The organism is Brevundimonas sp. (assembly GCF_044239655.1).
GTDB lineage: Bacteria > Pseudomonadota > Alphaproteobacteria > Caulobacterales > Caulobacteraceae > Brevundimonas.
The window spans coordinates 1-6816 of sequence record NZ_JBIIAY010000226.1 but is presented as its reverse complement, the minus strand read 5'-3'; the positions used below and the strand labels follow the sequence as shown (position 1 = coordinate 6816).

Below are 6816 nucleotides of genomic sequence, written 5' to 3'. Positions count from 1 at the left end.
ATGGCGTGGCCGTCAAGCCAATCACCCTTAAGTTTGGGTTAGTCTCCTTTAGCCCAGCAAGAAAGGTGCGGTATCCGCCTTCGTTTTTGTGGCTGACCAGATGGCATTCGTCTATGATGCAAAGGTCGATAAAGCCAACCTCTTTGGCCTTTGTCCTGATCGACTGAATGCCTGCAAAGGTGATTGGCTCACCCAGTTGTTTCATCCCCAATCCCGCAGAGTAAATGCCCATTGGCGCGTTAGGCCAGTGCTGGCGCATCTTCTCGGCGTTCTGGCTAATCAGTTCCTTAACGTGCGTCAGCATAAGCACACGGGTCTCTGGCCACTTTTGCAAGGCGTCCTTGCAAAGCGCAGCAACGATGTGGCTTTTGCCTGATCCTGTTGGAAGCACTAGGCATGGGTTGCCTTCGTTCCCGTCACTGAACCATTGAAGCAATTGGTCGATGGCGCGTTGTTGATAATCACGAAGCATTGGTCACCTCCGCATCAGGGAACAAAGCCTTAACCGCTTCGACTACCGGATCGCCGCACACCTCTGGATGGCTAATAATTTCGCGGCTCTTGTATCCGCCAGTTCCGTTCTTAACCTCCCTGTCGCCAATGCGCCATGTCACGCTGTGACCGTCATCGCTGGGTGTCATCACCCAAGGCACAAGGTCTGGATGCAGCACATGGTCATCGCAGCCCTCATGCTGAAATTCCTCTGGGATGTTGTCAGCATCGTGCCGCTCACAACGCCATGTGGAGTCCGGCATTGCCGTAGTATGCGCACAGGTGCGGCAGTTGACCCGTTTGGTTGGCTTGGCCTTGTGGCAAAAGGCGTGTGCGGGGCAGAACTTGCACTGATACCAACTTGGGTCGCCGCTCACTGGCTCAGGCATACGATCTGACATCGCAATGCGCTGACCACGCGCTATGTACTTTAGGGCAACATCCTTGTCGTATTTGACCCGCTCGGTGTAGATGCGGTCATCATCCTTGCAGATGGCAAAATAAAGCGCACGTTGTAACTCCGTCCCGTGCATGTAAATTTGCATCTGGACATAGTGCATAGGCTTCGACTTCTCGACGCCGTTCTTAACCACATCATCAAAAGACTTCTTCGAGTGCGTCTTAAACTCGGCCACATGGCGCTTCTTTGGCGACTCAGGCACACCCTTTTCAATGATGGCGTCTAGGCTTCCTGAAACGTGCGATCCAAAGCTGACAGACCTTTGCGCTCCGCGAACGTCTATGCCAATAGAGCGAAGGTCGCGTATAATCATATCTTCTTCGCGGTGTCCGCGACGGAACAAGCGCAGTATCCGGCCATCGAAATCCTCGACCACGGCCCACCGGAAATTAAGCCACAGCCAACGATCACAATGATGACCCAATAGGCTAACACCCATATGTCCGCGTGGCTTGCCTTGCTTTGAGGCATGGTATTGATCTATCTGGTTGGCGATGTTATTAACTGGTTCGGGCATTGCGCTCATTATGCTTTCCTTTCCAAAACTTCCCCCGCCCTAGTGATAGAGCGGGGGTTTTTGTTTACTTAGCCCAAGGTGGCTTGATGCCTTCTGGTGCTGCGGCTGGCGCAGTAGTTTGTGGTGCGGCAGTAAACGCAGGGGCTGCGACAGGTGCGCTTGATACGGAGCGGAACCCACCGATCTCATTGCGTGAGTCGCTGTAACCGTTGGCCTTATCCTGCTCAGTGGCGTGTTTAATCTTAACGCGGATACCAAGGACGCCACCAATCATCTGGTCACTGTCTTGGATGGTCCCAAGGCCAATGGCGCGGAGAACTTCACCAAGTTGCTGGCGACCAATCTCTTCAGCTTTAGCCGACTGGTTCCGGATGTTGATTGTGCCGAAGATTACACGGCCTTCATGCGTTGGGCCAGTAATGTCGTAGCGCATGTCCAGCTTCTGACCAGTTCCGCTCTTGGTCATGTTGATGTCAGCCTTGGTAATGGTTGCTGTATACCAGCCCTCTGGAACCAAGTCGTATGAACGATCCGAAACAGGAAGCGAATCGACCGAAAATGTTTCACCTAAAAATGCCATGTAATTAATCCTTTGTACTGATTGTGAATGATGGACGCCCCGGAGTTGCCGTGATGGCGTCCAGTAGCGGTTTGGTTATTGCCTCGTCAGCAGCCTTCCAAGCCGCTGCATTGATTTCCGGCTTCCACCGGAAGAGGCTGCTTAAATGCGCACCAAGATCGTTCTCTGCCGCAATCTCTTGCAACAGGTCAGCATTGATGCGTCGGTTGATGCGGCCTTCGACTTTGATCTTGTATCCGTCGGCCTCAAAGTTCGCAGTCTTGTCGAGGGTCAATGGCACGTTAAACTGCGCCACCAACTGATCCTCAATCTCACGGCGCTCTGCCGTTGCCTCAGCCTCTCTGGCTTTTGCATCCTGCCATTGCTGATAGATGTTCATCACGCAACACCACCAATCTTGGCAATAATTGAACCAAGGTCAGGCGCTTCCCATGTCGCCAACTTGCCGGAGCGGTCCTTAGCCAACCAAAGACCATCGCTGTCGCACATGATGGCGCGTTGGGCATTGCCGTCAGCGTCACGCTCGACCCGAAGGGCCAGAACCTCATCGAAGAAGTATGGCAGACCCTGCGTCAAAGATTTCCCCGGCATTGATGGATTATAAAGCAACTTGCCCATCTCATCCTGAGACTTCTCCAGCTTGGCGCTCATGTAGACATGCTTGTTAGGCAAGTCGCGGAACGCACGGATAAGTTCCTGCATGGTGGTGTTGAGTTCACCATATGCAGCGCGGCCATCTTTGTTGGTTTTGAGTTCGTGCTGCAACACAACCTCAGCGACCTCACTGATACTGTCCAAAGCGACACTCTGGAACGCATCGGCCTCGTCACTATCCTTGGCCCAAGCATACGCCTCGCGTAAATCTTCCATGTTCTTGATTTCGATATAAGGAAGGTCGGCGTCTTGGATTGACAGCAGACCACCCTCGGCAGATAATACAACCGGATTCGGCAATGTGCGGATGAGCGATGTCTTACCCGCGCCAGCCTGACCGTATACAAGCAACTTTACGCCACTGGCAGTAAGGCCACCCGTTTTCTTTATGTTAATAGCCATTAAAGGCTCCTTTCGTTTCAGCACAATTCGGACAATCCAGTTAGTGCGTAGAAATGCCTTTACAGCGCCATTGCGGATATGTAAAGGAGAAAAATCACATTAAAAGGAGCAATGAAATGAAAGAAATTGAGTGGATTAGAAGCGCACTGCTAGATCGCAGGCCCAAGGTGGTTTCGGAGCGCACTGGACTGCATGTAAACACCATCACACGCATTCGTGATGGCAAGGAGACCAACCCTAAGATTAATACGCTGAACCTGTTGGCTGTTTATCTGATTGGGGAAGGGGAATGAAGTTACCCCGCCAAATTAACTTAGAAGCCATTACCGAAATAGCCGAAGCCCACCGCCTAACCCTAGAGGACATTCTTGGGAAAAGTCGGCATAAATATTTAGTTATGGTTCGCCGTAAATGCGTGGTTATGTTGCGCGAAAAAGGTTATTCTACGACGGAAATAGGTCGCATTATGAAGCGCGATCACAGTACAATTGTCCACGCATTACAGCGGCACAAGCAGGAGTCCTTAAATGGCTGATTTAACTAATATATTAGGGGGGCCTTGGTCCCCACCAACTGAGATTAAGCCGGACCCACCGGAACTACAGCTTAGGGATGCCATTGCCGCGCTGGGCATGACACCCCCTGAGAAGATACAACTGGATGGTAAGCTGCACCGTTTCCGTAGCGGAACAAAGGGTGCGCCGGGGAAGGGTGACAAACCCGGCTGGTATATATGCTTTGGCGATGGCGTCCCAGCCGGACGCTTTGGTTGCTGGCGTTCGGGCGTCGAGTCCACTTGGAGGGCTGACATTGGCCGCACCCTCTCCGACGCAGAGCAAATCATCCACGCTCGGCGCTTGGCTGAGGCGATTAAGTTGCGTGATGATGATCTGAAACGTCAGCGCGAGGTTGCCTCCACCACCGTAGAAACCATCTGGAGCAAGGGCGCAGAGGCTGACGCAGCGCATCCGTATCTGGTCCGCAAGGGCATCCAGACCCACGGGGCAAGGGTGACGGGCGACGGTAGGCTTATGGTCCCGTTATACACACCGGATGGTGAGTTGGCTTCGATCCAGTACATTGATGCAGACGGTGGCAAACTCTACCATGCCGGAGGCCAAACGGGCGGATGCTCATGGATGGTCGGCACAATGGACGAACCCGGCGTTCTCTATGTAGCTGAGGGCTACGCCACAGCAGCCACTATCCATGAGGTCACAGGGCGTCCGTGCGTTGTATCCTACTCGGCGTCGAACCTTGTGCCAGTGACCGGAACGTGCCGCGAGAAATACGGCGCAACCCAAGAGATCGTCATTGTGGCCGACAACGACCAGAGCCGCACAGGTCAGAAGTATGCTGACCAAGCCTCGGCAAAGCATGGGGCGCGGGTTGTAATGCCTCCGTTCCTCGGAGATGCCAATGACTACCGCGCAGATGGCAACGACCTTCTGGTACTCCTAAGCCCACCCGCATCCGATTGGTTGGTGGCAGCTGATGACTTCTGCCAACAGCCAGCGCCTATCAAGTGGCTGGTGAAGCACTGGGTGCAGGAAGAATCCCTAATGATGGTCCACGGGCCGTCAGGGGGCGGTAAGACCTTTGTGGTGCTGGACTGGTGCTTGCACATTGCGTCTGGTCTGCCCAACTGGAACGGACACAAGGTTAAGCCGGGGACCGTAGTCTATCTGGCTGGTGAAGGGCATCAAGGCATACGTTCACGTATCGCTGCGTGGAAGCAGCATCACGGCGTATCCAAGACCAATATGTATATCTCCAAGGCAGGGTGTGATCTCAACACCCCAGAAGGCTATATTAAGGTCGTGGAGTCCATTAGGTCGCTCCCCAGCCCTCCTGATGTTATAACCGTCGATACACTGCACAGGTTTCTTGCTGGCGACGAAAACAGCGCACAGGATGCCAAGACCATGATCGACGCTTGCGCATCACTTATGCGCGAGTTCAATTGCACTGTTAAGTTGGTCCACCACACTGGTGTTTCGGATGAGGCCCAGCATCGTGCGCGTGGATCGTCGGCATGGAAGGGCGCACTTGAGATCGAGGTCAGCATCATCCCAGCCAAGGGCGAGAACCCTATGCAGATCGTTCAGCGTAAGTCCAAGGATGCCGAAGAGGCCAAGCCTGTTTATGCTGCACTGCAACTGGTTAAGATCGACGGCTGGTTCGATGAGGATGGCGAGGCTGTGTCCAGCGCCGTCGTGGTCCAGACTGATGCTCCGCCAGAGCGCAAGAAGGAATCCAAGGAGACTGGTTGGATGAAGATGCTCGAAGCTGCGTGGAGGGCGTCAGGCGAAGAGGTGAAGGATGGCAAGCCTTATGTCACTCGATCTGCTTTCATTGACCTGCTGATAGGTCGGGGGTCGAAACCAGAAGCGGCAAAGAAAACGTGTGCGCCTAATGATACTGCGCGTCCAATTGGGGGTCTTTTGAACGCTCAAATGATCGAACCGACAGAGCATGGATGGGTCATAATCTGCCCTCAAACGTCCAATTCTTTGATGTGGACGAAAAATAGCTAGGGGACACGGGGACATTAGGGGACATTTGGTTCATGTCCCCGAAAAAGTAACGGTTTTCTGCGGTTTTTTATGGGCAGGGGACATTAGTAGGGACATTAATGGGGCAAAAGTGAGTTGGGGACATGAGGGGACAATAGCCTTTAGGCTATGTCCCTATGTCCCCACGATGCTCGTTTGAGATTGGAAGGAAGATTTATGAGTGATAATGTGAATAGCCCAAGCCACTATCAGCAGGGTGAAATTGAGTGCATAGATGCCATCGCCGTGGCGGTGAATGGTCTCAGTGGTATGGAGGCGGTATGCACTGCCAACGCGATAAAATATCTCTGGCGTTGGAAAATGAAAAACGGCAAAGAGGATTTAATGAAGGCTCGGTGGTATCTAAACAAACTGATTGAGGTTTGTCAAAATGACACGGCTGGTGTATGGATTGAAAGTGAGAGATGATATGGAAGAAGATATGACCCGCGACGAGAAATGTGGAGCCTGCTACTTTTTTGTGCAAAGCCCAACTGGCGTGCATGGCTTCTGCAAGCGGAACCCGCCTGTGTTTACAGGCGCTGATGAGAACGGCAGAGCCAAGTTCTTTAACCCAGTCGTATCGCCCCACAGCTTTTGTGGTGAATTTGAGGAAGTCTAATGTTAGCAATGCGGGTCGATACAAGTGACTTTGACAGGGGCTTAAAAGTCCTTGCTCAAACGCCTGATATGATCCGCAGGGCTGTTGTTGGTGCTTTGTCTGACACGGTGGACGATTTAGCCACCCGTCAAGATATGGAAATGAAGGCTGTCTTCGATAGGCCATCGCAATACGTCTTGAAGGGCTTGAAGAAAAGTTACCCCGGTGGGCGCGAGGGTCAGTCAAACAGGGCCAGATTCGGTCAGGGTGTTTTAAGGGCTGGGACGTTCTTTGAGTTTTCAAAGCCAACAGGATCGCCTGAGAGCATTGTCATGCCACATGTGTTTGGCGGTCAAAGGTCGCACAAGGCATCTGAGAAAAGGCTTCATGAAAGGGTTCTGTCGCTTAGAAGCCAAGACACTGTGCAGGGTAGGAACTATCCCCGTGGGTCAGGCGGTGACATCAATGGCGCTCGGTATAGTGAGATGCTGGCGGCTGTTGGTGCATTGTCTGAGACTGCGCGTAAAGCTATGCCTAAAGGTAAGCAAAAGGATC

The 6816-nt window shown here is 52.8% G+C and carries 10 protein-coding genes; 5 read left to right on the top strand and 5 right to left on the bottom strand.

The window, feature by feature from the left end; all coding sequences use genetic code 11:
• The 5 genes from ACILQR_RS16715 to ACILQR_RS16695 form a co-directional block, all read right to left on the bottom strand.
• On the bottom strand, positions 1 to 472 hold a 472-nt coding region (locus tag ACILQR_RS16715; RefSeq protein WP_395652488.1), incomplete at its 3' end, for a DEAD/DEAH box helicase.
• Complete coding sequence (locus ACILQR_RS16710) at positions 462 to 1478, bottom strand: hypothetical protein (protein WP_395652487.1); 1017 nt, start codon at positions 1476 to 1478, stop codon at positions 462 to 464. The genes ACILQR_RS16710 and ACILQR_RS16715, both read right to left, overlap by 11 nt.
• A 55-nt stretch (positions 1479 to 1533) precedes the next feature.
• Positions 1534 to 2049: a DUF669 domain-containing protein gene (locus ACILQR_RS16705; RefSeq protein ID WP_395652486.1), complete on the bottom strand. Its 516-nt coding sequence runs from the start codon at positions 2047 to 2049 to the stop codon at positions 1534 to 1536.
• A gap of 4 nt (positions 2050 to 2053) precedes the next feature.
• Complete coding sequence (locus ACILQR_RS16700; protein WP_395652485.1) at positions 2054 to 2428, bottom strand: hypothetical protein; 375 nt, start codon at positions 2426 to 2428, stop codon at positions 2054 to 2056.
• Positions 2428 to 3105, bottom strand: coding sequence for an ATP-binding protein (locus ACILQR_RS16695; protein WP_395652484.1), 678 nt, complete (start codon positions 3103 to 3105; stop codon positions 2428 to 2430). The genes ACILQR_RS16700 and ACILQR_RS16695 overlap by 1 nt, the downstream gene beginning before the upstream one ends.
• 116 nt (positions 3106 to 3221) lie before the next feature.
• Here ACILQR_RS16695 and ACILQR_RS16690 point away from each other — a divergent pair, with 116 nt between their 5' ends.
• The 5 genes from ACILQR_RS16690 to ACILQR_RS16670 form a co-directional block, all read left to right on the top strand.
• Positions 3222 to 3398, top strand: coding sequence for a hypothetical protein (locus tag ACILQR_RS16690; protein ID WP_395652483.1), 177 nt, complete (start codon positions 3222 to 3224; stop codon positions 3396 to 3398).
• A complete protein-coding gene (locus ACILQR_RS16685) occupies positions 3395 to 3640 on the top strand; it encodes a helix-turn-helix domain-containing protein (protein ID WP_395652482.1) in 246 nt (81 codons plus the stop codon). Before ACILQR_RS16690 ends, ACILQR_RS16685 begins: the two co-directional genes overlap by 4 nt.
• Positions 3633 to 5642, top strand: a complete 2010-nt coding sequence (locus tag ACILQR_RS16680) for an AAA family ATPase (protein WP_395652481.1) — start codon at positions 3633 to 3635, stop codon at positions 5640 to 5642. The genes ACILQR_RS16685 and ACILQR_RS16680 overlap by 8 nt, the downstream gene beginning before the upstream one ends.
• Before the next feature lie 195 nt (positions 5643 to 5837).
• The gene (locus ACILQR_RS16675; protein WP_395652480.1) at positions 5838 to 6089 is read left to right on the top strand and encodes a DUF3310 domain-containing protein; all 252 of its coding nucleotides are present in this window, start codon (positions 5838 to 5840) and stop codon (positions 6087 to 6089) included.
• A 192-nt stretch (positions 6090 to 6281) separates the two neighbouring features.
• The coding region (locus ACILQR_RS16670; protein ID WP_395652479.1) for a hypothetical protein at positions 6282 to 6816 on the top strand (535 nt) is incomplete at its 3' end.

Bases quoted from the DNA above. Each gene is read 5' to 3' on its own strand.
- ACILQR_RS16710 (WP_395652487.1), bottom strand. From the start codon at position 1,478: ATGAGCGCAATGCCCGAACCAGTTAATAACATCGCCAACCAGATAGAT.
- ACILQR_RS16705 (WP_395652486.1), bottom strand. From the start codon at position 2,049: ATGGCATTTTTAGGTGAAACATTTTCGGTCGATTCGCTTCCTGTTTCG.
- ACILQR_RS16700 (WP_395652485.1), bottom strand. From the start codon at position 2,428: ATGAACATCTATCAGCAATGGCAGGATGCAAAAGCCAGAGAGGCTGAG.
- ACILQR_RS16695 (WP_395652484.1), bottom strand. From the start codon at position 3,105: ATGGCTATTAACATAAAGAAAACGGGTGGCCTTACTGCCAGTGGCGTA.
- ACILQR_RS16690 (WP_395652483.1), top strand. From the start codon at position 3,222: ATGAAAGAAATTGAGTGGATTAGAAGCGCACTGCTAGATCGCAGGCCC.
- ACILQR_RS16685 (WP_395652482.1), top strand. From the start codon at position 3,395: ATGAAGTTACCCCGCCAAATTAACTTAGAAGCCATTACCGAAATAGCC.
- ACILQR_RS16680 (WP_395652481.1), top strand. From the start codon at position 3,633: ATGGCTGATTTAACTAATATATTAGGGGGGCCTTGGTCCCCACCAACT.
- ACILQR_RS16675 (WP_395652480.1), top strand. From the start codon at position 5,838: ATGAGTGATAATGTGAATAGCCCAAGCCACTATCAGCAGGGTGAAATT.